Raw genomic sequence first — 17,481 nt, forward strand, 5'->3', positions numbered from 1 at the left:
AATATTTAACCTTTTATAATCAAAGTGATAGACAACAACATATCTATAGCACTGAATGGTAAAACAAAATGATCATTGGTGGCTAAAATAAGAGTCGCTATCATCATTAACTTTATTTATTACCGTCATTCAGTTCTGAATGTCTGTTTACCCCTATTTCAACCGGATGCCTCGCATCCGGTTTTTTTTACCCTTCTTTACACAACTTTAATTTATCTGTGCTATGGCTAATGATTCCCTAACGACTATTAATCAATCAATTAGGCCATCAGTGGTGCATATTCTGCCAATGTCTTGTTATTTCGTGCGATTCTTCCCTTTTGTTTCCGTCAATATCGTCGCCGGTTAACCTTCCCGGCGCGGTTTCATTTACGCTTCGTTTCTAAGATAATTCCTGGACGGCATCGCACCGCTGGCACCAATCTGTAGTATGGATTTACGCCATTAGCCTTTATACTGCCAGCAGCATCTGCTTTGTTGCCAGTTACTCTGGCGCTACATCCTGTTTACAAACAATGATGAGTCGTTCAGCCACAAGATGACCCCGAAAAAATTCTCCCTGATCCCCGGCAACATCAGCCGCTTCTTCATTTTGATGGTTATTGTCCTGCTGGCGACAATGGGGGTGATGATTCAAAGCGCCGTCAATGCCTGGCTGAAGGAGAAAAGCTATCAGGTGGTTGATGTCTCCCACGCTCTGCACCAGCGCATTGACGCCTGGCGCTATGCCACCTGGCAGATCTACGACAATATCGCCGCCACCTCAGTCAACACCGCAAGCGGCGGTCTGCAGGAGACGCGTTTAAAACAGGACGTTTACTACCTGGAGAAACCCCGGCGTAAAACCGAAGCCCTGATCTTTGGCTCCCATGACAGCTCCACCCTCGAAATGACGCAGAAAATGTCCGATTATCTCGATATTTTGTGGGGCGCGGAGACCATTCCGTGGTCGATGTACTATCTCAACGGCCTGGACAATAGTCTGATCCTGGTCTCCACCCTGCCGTTGAAGGACCTCTCTTCGAGCTTCAAAGAGTCAACGATCAGCAGCGTCGTGGAGTCGCGGCGCGCGGAAATGCTGCTGCAGGCTAATACCCTTGATGAGCGCGAGACGTTCTCGCCGTTGCGCCATCTCGCCTGGCAGAACGCGCACTATTTTACGTTACGCACCACCTTCAACCAGCCCGGACACCTTGCCACGGTGGTTGCCTTCGACCTGCCGATTAACGATCTGATCCCGCCCGGCATGACCATCGACAGCTTCCGTATCGAGCCTGACCCGTCGCAAAATCTCGCCACCACGCCGGATAAAGAGAGCGCCGATCATATCGGGATCACCTTTAACGGCATGCAGATTGACATCGCCACCGACATCAGCACCACCGGTATGCAGTTGCTGTGGACGGTACCAATGAGCACCATGCTGCTGGAGTCCATGCAGAACATTCTTCTGCCGCTGCTGCTCAACATTGGTCTGCTGGCGCTGGCGCTGTTTGGTTTTACCACCTTTCGCCACTATAAAGGACGCAGCCATTCGTCTGGCGCCGGGCTCCCCTCCGCCGCCAACAGCGAACTGCGTCTGCTGCGCGCCATTAACGAAGAGATTGTTTCTCTGCTGCCGCTGGGGCTGCTCGTTCACGATCAGGAAGCCAACCGAACGGTTATCAGCAATCCAATTGCCGACCATCTGCTTCCGCACCTGAATCTGCAGAACATCACCAATATGGCGGACCAGCATCAGGGGGTGATCCAGGCCACCGTCAATAATGAGCAGTATGAAATCCGCCAGTATCGCAGCCAGGTAGCGCCGCGCACCCAGATCCTGATCATCCGTGATCAGGACCGCGAAGTGCTGGTCAATAAAAAGCTCAAGCAGGCCCAGCGCTTGTATGAGAAAAACCAGCAGGGACGGGCCGCCTTTATGCAGCACATCGGCAGCGCCCTGAAGCAGCCCGCGCTGACGCTGGCGGCAGAGGCGGCGGCGCTCAGTAGTACAGAGAATCGGACGCTGGCCCAGCATGCCGATGAGCTGGTCAAACTCATCGATGACATTCAGCTCGCCAATCTGCTGGAAAGCGATGCCTGGAAAACCAACCAGACGTTGTTCTCGGTGCAGGAGCTTATTGACGACGTCGTGCCGGAAGTGCTGCCGGCGATGAAACGCAAGGGTCTGCAGCTGCTCATCAACAATGCGCTCCCGGCCGGCGAGCAGCGCTATGGCGACCGTGAAGCTCTGCGGCGCACGCTGGTGCTGTTAATCCAGTATTCAGTGACCACCACGCCTATCGGCAAGATCACCCTCGACGTCTGTCAGGATGAGTCGGCCAGCGATCGCCTGACCTTCCGCATTCTGGATACCGGCAACGGCGTCTCGGCAAACGAGATCGACAATATGCACTTCCCGTATCTCAACGAGACCCAGAGCGACCTGTACGGCAAAGCAAACGCCCTTACCTTCTGGCTATGCGACCGCATGACGCGCAAGCTGGGCGGGCAATTGACCATTAAAGCCCGGGAGTCGCTGGGGACGCGCTATACCCTGCATCTGAAAATGCCGGCCAGCGAAGAGGCGCCAGAGGCGGGAGAGCATTTGCTGGATGACGTTATCGTCCTGCTGGATGTGACTTCCAGCGAAGTGCGGCGGATTGTCACTCGCCAGCTGGAGAGCTGGGGAGCGTCCTGCATCACACCGGACGATCGGGCGACCAGTCAAGCCTTTGATCTTTATTTAACGGATAATCCGTCTAATCTTACTGCTTCAGGCTTGCTTTTAAGCGATGATGAGGTCGGGATACGCAAGATCGGCCCGGGCCAACTGCGGGTCAACTTTAATATTAGCACGGCGATGCAGGAGGCTATCCTGCAGCTTATTGAGCAGCAGCTGGCGGAGGAGGCGGTTCAGCCCGTCACCTCAGGAAACGAGAGTAACGCCGAACTCCATGCCAGCGGCTATTACGCACTGTTTGCCGATACGGTACCGGATGATGTTCAGAGATTGTATACTGAAATCGAAGCGGGCGATTTTGCTGCTCTGGCGCAAACCGCCCACCGCCTCAAAGGGGCATTTGCTATGCTTAATCTGATACCCGGCAAGCAGTTATGTGAAACGCTTGAGCATCTGATTCGCGAAAAGGATGCGCAAGGCATAGAAAAATATATCAGCGACATTGACGCTTACGTCAAGAGCTTGCTGTAGAAGGTAGCCTTATACATGAACACTATGAACGTAATTATTGCCGATGACCATCCGATCGTACTGTTCGGTATTCGTAAGTCACTTGAGCAAATTGAGTGGGTGAACGTCGTTGGCGAGTTTGAAGACTCCACGGCCCTTATCAACAATCTTCCGAAGCTGGACGCCCATGTGCTGATCACCGATCTGTCCATGCCCGGTGACAAATACGGCGACGGGATCACGCTGATTAAATACATCAAGCGCCACTTCCCGGATCTGTCGATCATTGTTCTGACCATGAACAACAATCCGGCGATCCTCAGCGCGGTGCTGGATCTGGATATCGAAGGGATCGTCCTCAAGCAGGGGGCGCCGACCGACCTGCCAAAAGCGCTGGCCGCGCTGCAGAAAGGGAAGAAATTCACCCCGGAAAGCGTCTCTCGCCTGCTGGAAAAAATCAGCGCCAGCGGCTATGGCGATAAACGCCTGTCGCCGAAAGAGAGCGAAGTGCTGCGCCTGTTCGCCGAAGGTTTCCTGGTAACCGAGATCGCCAAAAAGCTTAATCGCAGCATTAAAACCATCAGCAGCCAGAAGAAATCGGCGATGATGAAGCTGGGCGTCGAAAACGACATCGCCTTGCTGAACTACCTCTCTTCCGTCTCGCTGAGCGCGACGGACAAAGAGTAATCTCTTCGCCCTCTCCGTCTCGCCCCGGCGAGACGGAGCTCCCCATTATTCCCGCCCTTTACGCACCCGCGCCGCATATACCGTCAGCGTTTGCTTCAGTACGTCGAGGGTGACCGGCTTGGACAGACAACTGTCCATCCCCGATTCCAGACAGCGCTGCTTCTCTTCCGCCAGGGCATTGGCCGTTACGCCAATCACCGGCAGCGTCAGGCCAAGCTGACGAATGCGCTGCGTCAGGCGATAACCATCCATATTAGGCATGTTGACGTCGCTGAGCACGATATCGATGTGCTGCTTGCTAAGGACGTTGAGCGCGTCGATCCCGTCGTTCGCGGTCACGCACTGGTAGCCGAGCGAACCCAGCTGATCCGCCAGCAGGCGGCGGTTGATCGGGTGATCGTCGACCACGAGGATCATCATGTCGTCGTTATTGCCGGCCTGCGCCTCCGGGGCCATCAGCGCCGGGCTATTTTCCGCACTGGCGAGCGCAACATGGAAAATACGCCCCAGCAGCGGCAGCAGTTCGTGGGGAGTCGTCACGCTGTGCAGCCATTCGCCGGCGGACCGCTCCTGCGGAATACCGATATGACGGCGACAGAAGATGACCATGGCCCTTCCCTGCCATCCGCTCAGCGCCTCATCGTCAGTGAGTAAGACATCCTCGGCGTCCGGCGTTTCGCCGGCATGGCGGCGGACCGTCAGGCCGTGGTAGCTGAGCAGCGAGGTGACGAACATCGCCAGCGAAGTGTTATGAATCGCCAGCCAGCAGGTCTTGCCAGCGAAACCGTCTCTGCTCACCGGTGAGGTATTCTGCACGCCATACAGAGGAATACGGATGGTAAAGCGGCTACCCATCCCCGGCTCGGTTTCGACAGCAATATCGCCATCCATCATGCTGATCAGTTTTTCACAGATCGCCAGGCCAAGGCCGGTGCCCTGAAAATTGCGCTGCACGCCGGTCCCCACCTGGAAGAAAGGATCGAAGAGGCGCAATACCTCTTTCGCCGGGATCCCTTCTCCGGTGTCGCGAACGCTAATCTGCAGATAATCCCCCGCGCACTGGACGTGCAGGACAATACAGCCGGTATCGGTGAACTTTATCGCATTGCTGAGCAGATTTGAGATCACCTGCTGCAGGCGCATCGGGTCGCCGGACATTTGTTCCGGAACGTCCGGCTCGATAAAGCAGTACAGGCCCAGCTGCTTGCGCACCACCAACGGCAGATAGTTAGCGGAGATATGGTTCATGACTTCGCGCGGAGAGAACTCCCGCGGCTCGATCTTCAACTGCTCGGACTCGATTTTCGAGAAATCAAGAATATCGCTGATGATTTTCAGCAGCAGGCTGGAGGAGTTGTTCATCGCCGTCACAAGGCGATCGACGCCTTTCGGCAACGCTTTGGTCTGCAGCAGATCGAGGTTACCGATGATGCCATACAGCGGGGTACGCAGCTCATGGCTAACCGTCGCCAGGAACATCGATTTCGACTGGCTGGCCTGCTCCGCCGCCTGGGCCATCTCCTGCAGCGACTCCTCCATTTTCACGCGGGCGGAAACGTCCACCAGCACGCAAATGGCGACGTTTTCATTGCGATAGCGTGAATGAACAAAGCTAATCTGCAGGTTGGTATGGTTGCTGGTCAGCACGTCGACAAAATTGACCTGCTGGCCGCAGATGATCTGCGTCAGCCGCTGGCGGTCCTCGTGGGTCAGCATGTTCAGGTAGTTGTGCGCCAGTTCATTACTGAGAATATTGGTCCCGTCGGCAGTGCGCAGAATACAGATCCCTACCGGGGCAGAAGCCACAATTTTGCGGTTGAACTGCTCGTGCTCTTCCAGGCGCTGGGCGTCATTCTCCGCGGGGATAAAAATGCGCCGCTCATACATCCGCGCCAGCGCGAACAGCATCGCGCCGCTGAGGATATTAAGAACGATAGCATTGATGATCAGCATACGGATCCGCTCCAGCACCTGATCTACCGAGACGGAATAGACGATGCTCAGGGAGGACGGCGAGAGGCTTTTTTTCAGCACCAGCTCGCGGAAACCCGAACTGTAGCCAAACCACATCCGCTCCTGCATCCACTTCGCTTCGCTCTGGATTTTACCTTCCGCACCGGCCAGCGAAATCAGCGGCTGGCCGTTATCGTCAAAGATCGTCACGCTCATCGGCAGGCTGCCCGGCGTAAAGAAGCTTTCCATGCGGATGGTCTGCTCCACGCCCAGCATCGCCTGCAGACGATTGGCCATATAGACCGGCGTCAGGGCGTAAAAATAGCCCACCCCGGGGCGAACGCCCTGGCTTATCCAGAACAGGTTGTTGCCGCGCTCGTTTTGCGGCGCGTTGCGATATTGCTCTATGCGCTGATGCAGGACTTTCAGCGCCTGATCGCGCTCAATCGGCACGTCCCGCAGGCCAAAGTTGGCCATGCAGAGGTTATCGCTGCCGATGAGAAAGATGCGGTTAAGGTCGTAGGCGGCAGTAAAATTATCCCGCCAGTAGCGCATAAACCATGCCAGCGACTGCAGCGAATTACGCCAGGTGGCGCTCATCGCGCTGCAGTCGGAATCGGGGTACAGGGGTTCAAAGTTGGGCACCGCCATATCGCCGTTTTGCCCTTGCGCTACCGCGTCCCCTGCCGACAAGCGATTACCGGCGACATACTTCAGCTCTTTCATTACATCCGCGGTACGCTGGATATAGCGCTGGGCCTGATCGGCGTTGAGATTAAGCTCCTGATGGATTTCGGCTTCCCGCTCGTGCAGCGCGTTGACGATATAAAACACAGAGACAAACGCAATAAGCAGCCACAGCAATACCGCCAGCGCTCTGAACAGATAACGTGAAACCTTCAGGGTTGTATGAAAAGAGGCAAGATATTTCAATGTGGCGATGCTCGGCCGTCAGGGACTCAACAGAATGCGGTTAAGGTAGCGGTAAACCGGCTTTGCCGCAATGTTAATGCAAAAAGGGCCGGGAAAATACCCGGCCCTTCCAGAACATTTACCTCGGACGATTATTCTTCGTCTTCGGCGATGTCGTCATCGGTATCCGCTTCCGGGGCGATATCGTCATCGCCTTCCGCCGCGCTACCATCGATGGCATCCAGCTCTTCATCATCCACCGGCTCAGCCACGCGCTGCAGACCCACCACGTTTTCATCTTCCGCGGTGCGGATGAGGATCACGCCCTGGGTGTTACGGCCCACGATGCTCACTTCGGAAACGCGGGTACGCACCAGCGTCCCGGCGTCGGTGATCATCATGATCTGATCGCAGTCATCCACCTGCACGGCGCCGACCACGGAACCGTTACGCTCGGTGACTTTGATCGAAATAACGCCCTGGGTGGCACGCGACTTGGTCGGATACTCCGCCGCCGCGGTACGTTTACCGTAACCGTTTTGCGTCACCGTCAGGATCGCGCCTTCGCCGCGTGGAATAATCAGCGAGACGACGCTGTCGTTTTCCGCAAGCTTAATACCGCGTACGCCGGTGGCGGTACGGCCCATGGCGCGAACGGCGTCTTCCTTGAAGCGTACAACCTTACCGGCCGCGGAGAACAGCATCACTTCATCCTGACCAGAGGTCAGATCGACGCCGATCAGCTCATCGCCTTCGTTCAGGTTGACCGCGATGATACCGGCGGAACGCGGACGGCTGAACTCGGTCAGCGCGGTTTTCTTCACGGTACCGCTGGCGGTGGCCATAAAGACGTTGACGCCCTCTTCGTACTCGCGGACCGGCAGGATGGCGGTAATGCGCTCATCGGCTTCCAGCGGCAGCAGGTTGACGATCGGCCGACCGCGCGCGCCGCGGCTGGCTTCCGGCAGCTGATAGACCTTCATCCAGTACAGACGGCCGCGGCTTGAGAAGCAGAGGATGGTGTCATGGGTGTTAGCCACCAGCAGGCGGTCGATAAAGTCTTCTTCTTTAATGCGCGCTGCCGATTTGCCTTTACCGCCACGACGCTGTGCTTCGTAGTCGGTCAGCGGCTGATACTTCACATACCCCTGATGCGACAGGGTGACCACCACATCTTCCTGGTTGATCAGATCTTCGATGTTAATATCAGCGCTGTTGGCGGTGATTTCGGTACGACGTTCGTCGCCGAACTGGTCGCGGATCAGCTCCAGCTCTTCGCGAATCACTTCCATCAGACGGTCGGCGCTGCCGAGAATGTGCAGCAGCTCTGCGATCTGCTCCAGCAGCTCTTTATATTCGTCGAGCAGTTTTTCATGCTCAAGGCCGGTCAGTTTCTGCAGACGCAGATCCAGAATCGCCTGAGCCTGCTGCTCGGTCAGGTAGTATTTACCGTCGCGCACGCCGAACTCTGGTTCCAGCCATTCCGGACGCGCGGCGTCATCCCCGGCGCGCTCCAGCATCGCCGCGACGTTACCGAGATCCCACGCCTGGGCAACCAGCGCCGTTTTCGCTTCTGCCGGGGTCGGCGCGCGACGGATCAGTTCGATAATCGGGTCGATGTTGGCCAGCGCAACGGCCAGCGCTTCGAGGATATGCGCCCGGTCGCGCGCTTTGCGCAGTTCGAAAATCGTACGACGGGTCACCACTTCACGGCGGTGGCGTACAAACGCGGCGATGATGTCCTTCAGGTTCATGATCTTCGGCTGACCATGGTGCAGAGCTACCATGTTGATGCCGAAGGAGACCTGCAGCTGGGTCTGGGAATAGAGGTTGTTAAGCACCACTTCCCCTACCGCATCGCGCTTCACTTCAATCACGATGCGCATCCCGTCTTTATCAGACTCGTCACGCAGCGCGCTGATGCCTTCCACGCGTTTTTCTTTGACCAGCTCGGCGATTTTCTCGATCAGGCGCGCTTTGTTCACCTGATACGGAATTTCGTGCACGATGATGGTTTCGCGGCCGGATTTCGCGTCCACTTCCACTTCCGCGCGCGCGCGGATGTACACTTTACCGCGACCGGTGCGATAGGCCTCTTCGATGCCGCGACGGCCATTGATAATGGCGGCGGTCGGGAAATCAGGGCCAGGAATATGCGCCATCAGCCCTTCAATGCTGATGTCTTCATCGTCAACATACGCCAGACAGCCGTTAATCACTTCCGTCAGGTTATGCGGCGGTATGTTGGTGGCCATCCCTACGGCGATCCCGGAGGCGCCGTTCACCAGCAGGTTAGGAATTTTGGTCGGCATGACGTCCGGAATACGCTCCGTACCGTCATAGTTGTCGACGAAATCGACCGTCTCTTTTTCAAGATCGGCCATCAGCTCATGAGCGATTTTCGCCAGACGAATTTCGGTATAACGCATCGCCGCGGCGGAGTCGCCGTCGATGGAACCAAAGTTACCCTGGCCGTCCACCAGCATGTAACGCAGCGAGAACGGCTGCGCCATACGCACGATGGTGTCGTATACCGCGGAGTCGCCGTGCGGGTGGTATTTACCGATTACGTCACCAACGACACGGGCTGATTTTTTATAGGCTTTGTTCCAGTCATTGCCCAATACGTTCATGGCGTAAAGTACGCGACGGTGTACCGGCTTCAGGCCATCTCGGACATCCGGCAGCGCACGGCCAACAATGACCGACATCGCATAATCCAGATAAGAGTTCTTAAGCTCTTCCTCAATGTTGACCGGTGTAATTTCTCTCGCAAGGTCGCTCATCTAACCGCTATCCCTCTACTGTATCCCGGATTCAAAGGTCGCAAATTATAACACAGCCGCGCTAATAGAGGTAAAGCAATACGGTTTATTCATGGCGCGCTGCTGATATACTCGCAGGTCTGAACAGAAAAGGAGTAAAAGCGCCCATGAATGCCGAAAAAACGTCGGTAGCCCCTAACGTCGATCATGCTGAAATCGCCAAATTCGAAGCCGTCGCCTCGCGCTGGTGGGATCTGGAGGGCGAGTTCAAACCGCTCCACCGCATCAACCCGCTGCGGCTGGGCTATATTGCCGAACGCTCCGGCGGCCTGTTCGGTAAAAAAGTCCTCGATGTCGGCTGCGGCGGCGGCATCCTCGCCGAGAGCATGGCGCGCGAAGGCGCGACGGTCACCGGGCTGGACATGGGGGCCGAACCGCTGCAGGTCGCCAGGCTGCACGCCCTGGAGAGCGGTATTCAGGTAGACTATGTTCAGGAAACAGTTGAGGAACATGCCGCGAAGCATCCCCAGCAGTATGACGTCGTGACCTGCATGGAGATGCTGGAGCACGTCCCCGACCCGCAGTCGGTGGTGCACGCCTGCGCGCGGTTAGTGAAGCCCGGCGGCCAGGTCTTCTTCTCCACCATCAACCGCAACGGCAAGGCCTGGCTGATGGCGGTAGTCGGGGCGGAATATGTCATGAAGATGGTGCCCAAAGGCACTCATGATGTGAAGAAGTTTATCAAGCCGGCCGAGCTGCTGGGCTGGGTAGATCAGACTACTCTGAAAGAGCAGCATATCATCGGTCTGCATTACAATCCGCTGACCAATACCTTCAAGTTAGCGCCGGGGGTTGATGTTAACTATATGTTGCATACCACCGCCAAACAGGACTGAGGTCAGCACCTCCGCTTATGATGATTGCGCGGCATCAAGCCGCGTGATTATTTCTTCCGATGAAGAAATCAGCACTCGATCAAATTTTCATTTTTTTTTCTGTTTTATTGACTTCTTCTCCAGGCCTTATGCGACGTGGACTTGCGGATTATTACCCTTCCGCAACCTCAATTTAACGTCAAAATCAACCCTTGTACTCAAAAGATTCCTTACTAAAATACTCACCATATAGCGTTTCTTTTATCGACAACCCCCTACATATAGTATTTATCCACAGAGTTAGTCACAACGGCCTTCTGTGGATAAACGGGGGATATTTTCTTTCACGGACAGGTAAAATCCACATGAATCAGAGTCTGCTGGTGACAAAGCGCGACGGGACCACCGAGCGCATCAATCTCGACAAAATCCATCGCGTACTGGATTGGGCGGCAGAAGGACTGAATAACGTTTCGATTTCCCAGGTAGAACTGCGCTCCCATATCCAGTTCTATGACGGCATCAAAACCGCGGACATCCACGAAACCATTATTAAAGCCGCTGCGGATCTGATCTCCCGCGACGCACCGGATTACCAGTACCTCGCCGCGCGTCTGGCGATTTTCCATTTGCGTAAAAAAGCCTTCGGTCAGTTTGAGCCGCCGGCGCTCTACGATCACGTGGTGAAGATGGTCGAGAAAGGTAAATACGATCATCATCTGCTGGAAGACTACACGGAAGAAGAGTTCCAGCAGATGGACGGTTTCCTCGACCACTGGCGCGACATGAACTTCTCCTACGCAGCCGTTAAACAGCTGGAAGGCAAGTATCTGGTACAAAACCGCGTCACCGGCGAAATTTATGAGAGCGCGCAGTTCCTCTATATTCTGGTCGCCGCTTGCCTGTTCTCGAACTATCCGCGCGAAACGCGTCTGGACTATATCAAGCGTTTCTACGACGCGGTGTCCACCTTTAAAATCTCGCTGCCGACGCCGATCATGTCCGGCGTGCGTACCCCAACCCGTCAGTTCAGCTCCTGCGTGCTGATCGAGTGCGGCGACAGCCTGGATTCCATCAACGCCACCTCCAGTGCGATTGTGAAATACGTTTCCCAGCGCGCCGGCATCGGCATCAACGCCGGACGCATTCGCGCGCTGGGCAGCCCGATCCGCGGCGGCGAAGCCTTCCACACCGGCTGCATTCCGTTCTACAAGCATTTCCAGACCGCGGTGAAATCCTGCTCGCAGGGCGGCGTACGCGGCGGCGCGGCAACCCTCTTCTACCCAATGTGGCATCTGGAAGTGGAAAGCCTGCTGGTGCTGAAAAACAACCGTGGTACCGACGCCAACCGCGTTCGTCACATGGACTACGGGGTACAGATCAACAAGCTGATGTACACCCGTCTGCTGAAGGGCGGCGATATTACCCTGTTCAGCCCTTCCGACGTCCCGGGCCTGTATGACGCCTTCTTCGCCGATCAGGACGAGTTTGAGCGCCTGTACACCCAGTACGAGCAGGACGACAGCATTCGTAAGCAGCGTATTAAAGCCGTTGAGCTGTTCTCGCTGATGATGCAGGAGCGCGCCTCTACCGGCCGCATCTATATCCAGAACGTCGACCACTGCAACACCCACAGCCCTTTCGATCCGGTAGTCGCCCCGGTGCGTCAGTCTAACCTGTGCCTGGAGATCGCCCTGCCGACCAAACCGCTGGAAGATGTCAACGACGAAAACGGCGAAATCGCGCTGTGCACCCTGTCGGCCTTCAACCTCGGGGCTATCGACAGCCTCGACGAGCTGGAAGAGCTGGCGGTGCTGGCGGTGCGTGCTCTGGATGCGCTGCTCGACTATCAGGATTACCCCATCCCGGCGGCTAAACGCGGTGCGATGGGGCGTCGTACGCTGGGTATCGGCGTGATCAACTTCGCTTACTATCTGGCGAAGCATGGCAAACGCTACTCCGACGGCAGCGCCAACAACCTGACGCACAAAACGTTCGAAGCGATTCAGTACTATCTGCTGAAGGCCTCTAACGAGCTGGCTATCGAGCAAGGCGCCTGCCCGTGGTTCAACGAAACCACCTATGCGCAGGGCATCCTGCCGATCGATACCTATAAGAAAGATCTGGACGGCATCGTCAGCGAACCCCTGCACTACGACTGGGAAGCATTGCGCGAGTCCATTAAAACCCACGGCCTGCGCAACTCCACGCTCTCCGCGCTGATGCCGTCCGAGACCTCGTCGCAGATCTCCAACGCCACCAACGGCATTGAGCCGCCGCGCGGCCACGTGAGTATCAAAGCGTCCAAGGACGGTATCCTGCGCCAGGTGGTGCCGGATTACGAAAACCTGCAGAACGCCTACGAGCTGCTGTGGGAGATGCCGAACAACGACGGTTATCTGCAGCTGGTGGGTATCATGCAGAAGTTTATCGACCAGTCGATCTCTGCCAACACTAACTACGATCCGACGCGCTTCCCGTCCGGAAAAGTGCCGATGCAGCAGTTGCTCAAAGACCTGCTCAACGCCTATAAATTCGGCGTCAAAACGCTGTACTATCACAACACCCGTGATGGCGCTGAAGACGCCCAGGATGACCTGGCCCCGTCCATCCAGGACGACGGCTGCGAAAGCGGCGCTTGTAAGATCTAAGGTATTTTTGCCGGGTAACGCTACGCTTACCCGGCCTACGTTTGTGTAGGCCCGGCCAACCCATTCCTGCCGGGCAATACAGTTCAACAGGACTCACTTCAATGGCATACACCACTTTTTCACAGACGAAAAACGATCAGCTGCTGGAACCTATGTTTTTTGGCCAGCCGGTTAACGTGGCCCGCTACGATCAGCAAAAATACGACATCTTTGAAAAGCTGATTGAAAAGCAGCTCTCCTTCTTCTGGCGCCCGGAAGAGGTTGACGTTTCCCGCGATCGCATCGACTACCAGGCGCTGCCGGAACACGAAAAACATATTTTCATCAGCAACCTGAAGTACCAGACGCTGCTCGACTCCATCCAGGGCCGTAGCCCGAATGTGGCGCTGCTGCCGCTGATCTCCATCCCGGAGCTGGAGACCTGGGTAGAAACCTGGGCCTTCTCCGAGACCATTCACTCGCGTTCGTACACTCACATCATCCGCAACATCGTCAACGACCCGGCGACCGTGTTCGACGACATCGTCACCAACGAGCAGATCCAGAAACGTGCGGAAGGCATCTCTCACTATTACGATTCGCTGATCGAGATGACCAGCTACTGGCATCTGCTGGGCGAAGGCACCCACACCGTCAACGGCAAAACCGTGACCGTGAATCTGCGCGAGCTGAAAAAGAAACTCTATCTGTGCCTGATGAGCGTTAATGCCCTGGAAGCGATCCGCTTCTACGTCAGCTTCGCCTGCTCCTTCGCCTTTGCCGAACGCAAACTGATGGAAGGCAACGCCAAAATTATCCGCCTGATCGCCCGCGATGAAGCGCTGCACCTGACCGGCACCCAGCATATGCTGAACCTGCTGCGCTCCGGCAGCGACGATCCGGAAATGGCGGAAATCGCCGAAGAGTGCAAGCAGGAGTGCTATGACCTGTTCGTGCTGGCGGCTCAGCAGGAGAAAGAGTGGGCGGACTACCTGTTCCGCGACGGCTCGATGATCGGCCTGAATAAAGATATTCTCTGCCAGTACGTCGAGTACATCACCAATATCCGCATGCAGGCGGTGGGCCTCGATCTGCCGTTCCAGACCCGCTCCAACCCGATCCCATGGATCAACACCTGGCTGGTCTCCGACAACGTTCAGGTGGCGCCGCAGGAAGTGGAAGTCAGTTCTTATCTCGTCGGCCAGATCGATTCTGAAGTCGATGCCGACGATCTGAGCAACTTCCAGCTGTAATGAAGCGGATCTTCCTGAAAATCTCTGACACTCGCCTTGAGTGTCAGGATGAACACCCTTCCCTGCTGGCGGCGCTGGAGTCGCATAATATCGACGTCGAATATCAGTGCCGCGAAGGCTACTGCGGCTCCTGCCGCACTCGCCTGGTCTCCGGCCAGGTTGACTGGCTGACCGAGCCGCTGGCCTTTATCCAGCCGGGAGAAATTTTGCCCTGCTGCTGCCGGGCGAAAGGCGATATTGAGATCGAGATGTAGTCTTGTCAGGTGGCGCTACGCTTACCTGACCTACTGTTCCAGGACCGGCCGTTTACGCACTGCCGCCCTGGGCTGCTGAAACTGCCGGTGTTGACGGCCTCAAAATCGCTGAGACGTTCCCGGAAGGCCGGGGCAGCCCGCATGGATGCGGGCTGAGGGCCGTGTTTTGCATGGACGCTACCTCGGCCCGACCCGAAGCCTGCAGGGATAAGTCGAAGGGACCGCGCAGCGGCGATTTTGCTGGCCGGAGCCCGGGGGTACAGGGGGAGGCGGCGACTGGCCTCCCCCTGTGCGCTCCCTGCGCTATGAAAGGCATAACGCAGAAGAAATATCGGGAGCGCAATCTTCCAGGAAATAACATAGAACAAACGTTATTCCCGGGTCGAAATCGTTGCACGCCGAGAACAGTGTCAACAAAACCGCAGTTCGTACGCCGGGTAAGGCGTAGCCGCCACCCGGCTTTTTAGCGTTTCGCGTCCAGGAACTGCACCGCTTTATCCGGGAAATCGGTAAATAAGCCGTCGACGCCCGCCTGGTTATACAGCACGTCATAGAGCTGATTAACGTTAGTCGCGTACTCCGGCAACTGATCCGCGCGCACGGTGTACGGATGCACCTGCAGATGGCTGGCATGCGCCTCTTTCACCATCGCCGTCAGCTTCACCGCCCCCGGCTTCGAGCCTTCCGCTACCAGCATATGGTAATCCGGGCCGATGCCGTCCGCGTACTGCGCAATCTGCGCCATCGCCCCTGGCTTGAACATCCAGTCATAGCTGTAGTTCACCCACTTACCATCGGCCTGTTTCTGCTGGGTTTCATTCCAGTCGGTATAGGCGATGAGCTGCACCAGATTGAGATCCATCCCCATCTTCGGCTCCAGCTCATTTTTAATGCGTTTGAGCTCGTTGGCGTCAAAGCACTGCAGATAAACCTTATCCTGCTTGCTGGTATAGCCATATTCCTTCAGCACCTTCAATGTGCTGGCGGCAATATCTTTGCCTTCCTGGTGGTGGAACCACGGCGCTTTGATTTCCGGGTAGATACCGATGTTTTTGCCGGTTGAATGGTTCAGCCCCTGGACAAACTCAATCTCCTCTTCAAAGGTATGAATACGGAAATCGGATTTGCCCATCGGGAATCGCCCGGGATAGGTTTGCACGTTCTTACCATTTTTCGGCTCAAAACCTTCGGTGAACTTCAGCGACTTAATCTCGTCCAGGGTAAAGTCGATGGCGTAGAAACGGCCATCTTTACGCGCCCGCTGCGGGAAACGCTGCGCAACGTCAGTCACCCGATCGAGATAGTGGTCGTGTAACACCACCAGCCGGTCGTCTTTGGTCATAACCAGGTCTTGCTCAAGGTAATCCGCCCCCTGAGCGTAAGCCATCGCTTTCGCCGGCAGGGTATGTTCCGGCAGATACCCGCTGGCGCCGCGGTGGGCGATGACCATTTTATCAGCCGCTGTCGCGCTGAAGCACAGCGCCGAACTGGACAGAATCATTCCGCTCATCAGCGCGGTGAGTTTCATTTTCATCGCCGCTCCTTAGGCTTGTTTCAGCTGTTGGTGATGGCGACGTTCACCGAGCATCACGATAACCAGCAGGATAACCGCCAGCACGCTGCCGCCGATCATCACCATAAAGCCGCCGTCCCAGCCGAAGAAATCGACGGTGTAGCCGACGATAGCGCTCGCGGCCACGGAACCGCCAAGATAGCCGAACAGGCCGGTGAAGCCCGCGGCGGTCCCGGCGGCTTTTTTCGGCGCCAGCTCGAGGGCATGCAGACCAATCAGCATCACCGGGCCGTAGATCAGGAAGCCAATGATGATCATACAGGCCATATCGACGCCCGGATTGCCCGGCGGATTGAGCCAGTAAACGACAGTGGCGATGGTCACCAGGGTCATAAAGAACACGCCGGTGGCGCCGCGGTTGCCTTTAAACACTTTGTCCGACATCCAGCCGCACAGCAGCGTGCCCGGGATCCCCGCGTACTCGTACAGGAAATAGGCCCAGGAGGATTTATCCAGCGCGAAGTGTTTGACTTCTTTCAGGTAGGTCGGCGACCAGTCGAGAATGCCGTAGCGCAGCAGATAAACGAAGACGTTAGCGATAGCGATGTACCACAGCAGCTTGTTCGGCAGAATGTATTGCATAAAGATCTGCTTCGCCGTCAGCTCTTCTTCGTGCTTTTCGCTGTAATCGTCCGGGTAGTCGTTTTTATATTCTTCAATCGGCGGCAGACCGCAGGACTGCGGGGTGTCGCGCATCATTGCGAAGGCGAAAATCGCCAGCAGAATGGCGCCGAATGCCGGCATATACAGCGCCGCGTGCCAGTCGTTAAACCACGCCATCCCTAACAGGAACAGCAGCGGCGGAATGCCGCCGCCGACGTTATGCGCGCAGTTCCACACCGAGACAATCCCGCCGCGCTCTTTCTGCGACCACCAGTGCACCATGGTCCGGCCGCACGGCGGCCAGCCCATCCCCTGGAACCAGCCGCAGAGGAACAGCAGCACGAACATTATCATGATGCTGGACGTCGCCCACGGCACGAAGCCCATCACCAGCATCACCAGCGCGGCGAGGATCAAGCCAGCCGGCAGGAAAATGCGCGGATTCGAGCGGTCAGAGACCGATCCCATGATGAATTTCGAAAATCCATAGGCGATGGAGATACCGGAAAGGGCGAAGCCGAGGTCGCCACGAGAGAACCCCTGCTCGATAAGATAAGGCATCGCCAGGGCAAAGTTCTTACGAACCAAATAGTAGGCGGCATAACCAAAAAAGATGCCAATAAAAATCTGCCAGCGTAATCGGCGATATAGCGGGTCAATCTCCGCTGCTGGCAAACGCGCTTTATGCGCGGCGGGTTTAAAAATACTTAACATATCAGCCTCCGTGGCCCTTGCTGTTTTCTACTGACGTCACGACAAAATCCCAGATTAATCACCAACTTCAAATATGGTCGCGATGGT

General features: G+C 56.2%; 10 protein-coding genes. 6 read left to right on the forward strand and 4 right to left on the reverse strand.

Translation table 11 applies throughout. The annotated features are described in order from the left end of the window. The first annotated feature begins 538 nt into the window (after positions 1-538). Together rcsD and rcsB are read left to right on the forward strand one after the other, a co-directional pair. Positions 539-3,196 carry a phosphotransferase RcsD gene (gene rcsD / locus VZP09_RS13325; protein WP_002913006.1) on the forward strand — a complete coding sequence of 886 codons (2,658 nt, stop codon included), beginning with the start codon at positions 539-541 and terminating at the stop codon, positions 3,194-3,196. 15 nt (positions 3,197-3,211) lie between these two features. Continuing rightward, on the forward strand, positions 3,212-3,862 hold the full coding sequence (gene rcsB, locus VZP09_RS13330; RefSeq protein WP_002913007.1) for a response regulator transcription factor RcsB: 651 nt from the start codon (positions 3,212-3,214) through the stop codon (positions 3,860-3,862). 45 nt (positions 3,863-3,907) lie between these two features. Here the strand turns inward: rcsB and rcsC are convergent, their stop codons facing one another. Then, on the reverse strand, positions 3,908-6,748 hold the full coding sequence (gene rcsC / locus VZP09_RS13335) for a two-component system sensor histidine kinase RcsC (protein WP_002913009.1): 2,841 nt from the start codon (positions 6,746-6,748) through the stop codon (positions 3,908-3,910). Between the two features lie 131 nt (positions 6,749-6,879). Next, positions 6,880-9,513 carry a DNA topoisomerase (ATP-hydrolyzing) subunit A gene (gene gyrA / locus VZP09_RS13340; protein WP_004140833.1) on the reverse strand — a complete coding sequence of 878 codons (2,634 nt, stop codon included), beginning with the start codon at positions 9,511-9,513 and terminating at the stop codon, positions 6,880-6,882. A 146-nt stretch (positions 9,514-9,659) separates the two neighbouring features. On the opposite strand from gyrA, the gene ubiG reads away from it, so the two are divergent. From ubiG to yfaE, 4 genes are all read left to right on the forward strand, one after another. Next, a complete protein-coding gene (gene ubiG / locus VZP09_RS13345) occupies positions 9,660-10,388 on the forward strand; it encodes a bifunctional 2-polyprenyl-6-hydroxyphenol methylase/3-demethylubiquinol 3-O-methyltransferase UbiG (RefSeq protein WP_002913014.1) in 729 nt (242 codons plus the stop codon). Positions 10,389-10,732: 344 nt separating this feature from the next. Further along, positions 10,733-13,018, forward strand: a complete 2,286-nt coding sequence (nrdA, locus tag VZP09_RS13350; RefSeq protein ID WP_002913016.1) for a class 1a ribonucleoside-diphosphate reductase subunit alpha — start codon at positions 10,733-10,735, stop codon at positions 13,016-13,018. A gap of 101 nt (positions 13,019-13,119) precedes the next feature. Next, positions 13,120-14,250 (forward strand): class Ia ribonucleoside-diphosphate reductase subunit beta, encoded by a 1,131-nt coding sequence (gene nrdB, locus VZP09_RS13355; RefSeq protein WP_004140835.1) that lies wholly within the window; start codon positions 13,120-13,122, stop codon positions 14,248-14,250. Further along, on the forward strand, positions 14,250-14,504 hold the full coding sequence (yfaE, locus tag VZP09_RS13360) for a class I ribonucleotide reductase maintenance protein YfaE (protein WP_002913017.1): 255 nt from the start codon (positions 14,250-14,252) through the stop codon (positions 14,502-14,504). Before nrdB ends, yfaE begins: the two co-directional genes overlap by 1 nt. A gap of 463 nt (positions 14,505-14,967) precedes the next feature. Here yfaE and glpQ read toward each other — a convergent pair whose 3' ends face one another. Beyond that, the gene (glpQ, locus tag VZP09_RS13365; RefSeq protein ID WP_004214637.1) at positions 14,968-16,038 is read right to left on the reverse strand and encodes a glycerophosphodiester phosphodiesterase; all 1,071 of its coding nucleotides are present in this window, start codon (positions 16,036-16,038) and stop codon (positions 14,968-14,970) included. A 9-nt stretch (positions 16,039-16,047) separates the two neighbouring features. Beyond that, positions 16,048-17,394 carry a glycerol-3-phosphate transporter gene (gene glpT / locus VZP09_RS13370; protein WP_002913019.1) on the reverse strand — a complete coding sequence of 449 codons (1,347 nt, stop codon included), beginning with the start codon at positions 17,392-17,394 and terminating at the stop codon, positions 16,048-16,050. Positions 17,395-17,481 lie beyond the last annotated feature (87 nt).

It is taken from the genome of Klebsiella sp. EMBS2024 (genome assembly GCF_036233805.1).
GTDB lineage: Bacteria > Pseudomonadota > Gammaproteobacteria > Enterobacterales > Enterobacteriaceae > Klebsiella > Klebsiella pneumoniae.